This window comes from Secundilactobacillus mixtipabuli (assembly GCF_002217925.1).
GTDB classification, from domain to species: Bacteria; Bacillota; Bacilli; order Lactobacillales; family Lactobacillaceae; genus Secundilactobacillus; species Secundilactobacillus mixtipabuli.
Map to the genome: position 1 here is coordinate 1 of NZ_BCMF01000021.1, position 1,031 is coordinate 1,031.

General features: G+C 39.7%; 1 protein-coding gene. It reads left to right on the forward strand.

The genetic code is table 11. From position 1 onward, the window contains the following. Positions 1-98 precede the first annotated feature (98 nt). Positions 99-1,031: IS110 family transposase (locus IWT5_RS11790; protein ID WP_143443103.1), on the forward strand; the 933-nt coding region annotated here is incomplete at its 3' end.

Genomic DNA, 1,031 nt, shown 5'->3' on the forward strand with positions numbered 1-1,031 from the left:
AAAATGGCTGTTTCGCTGGCAATCTATTAGGTTGGTCTAAGTAAGTTAGGCGCTAGACGCCGAGTATTGAAAATTAAATCCTAGGTTGTTAGTCAAACATGCTTCAATCCTTTGAAAGGTGTGATTTAATGCGAATTATTGTAGGAATCGACGTTTCAAAACAGACATCTCAGGTAGCAATTACTGCTGACCATGAGGTCAGAGCGCAATTTAAAATTACCAATGACCTAATTGGCTTTACTGAACTGAAGAGCAAAATCAATCAATATGCAGGACAAACAGAAATTGTGTTTGAGGCAACGGGAGTCTACTCACACCGTTTACGTACATTTTTGGTGAACAATGGATACTCTTTTTCTCAACTTAATCCCCTTTCCGCTAAGAAAGAGATGGATCGTCTTCGGCCGAATAAAAATGATGTCAATGATGCCTTGAATTTAGCTGATTCTCAGTATGTATTATCCCGTCCGATAACGCTTGAACAGGATGAAGTATATAAAGAACTCATGCGTGAAAATAGATATTATCAGCAGTGTGTTGCTGATTTAGTAAAGCTTAAAAATCAGCTTCACAAGGCCTTACAGGATACTTTTCCAGAAATTGAACAGATTTTTTCTCATACCGATGGCACTCAATACTGGAAAATGGTAGAACTATTTCCACATGCCACAATTGCGTTGAAATATTCCTTCCCTGAACTTAGTAACATGATTCAAAGAAATGGTAGTTATCACATGTCCGAGAAGCGAGCCAACCAAGTTGGTCGCAAGCTCTTCGAGCTGGCTTCACGGAGTTATCCTGCTGTGCCAGTGGAATCTCACATGGTTTATCAAGTTCAGGCTCTTTGCCGTAAATTAAGCCAAAATCATGATGAGCAAGTGAAAGTGATTGAGGGAATGATAAAACAGGCTCAAGAACTACCTGAATTCAATATCCTCATGAGCATTCCAGGCTTCGGTGAAAAGACCACTGTGGGTCTTCTAGGTGAACTGGGTAACTTAAGGAGATTCAAAACTGCCAATAAAATCAAC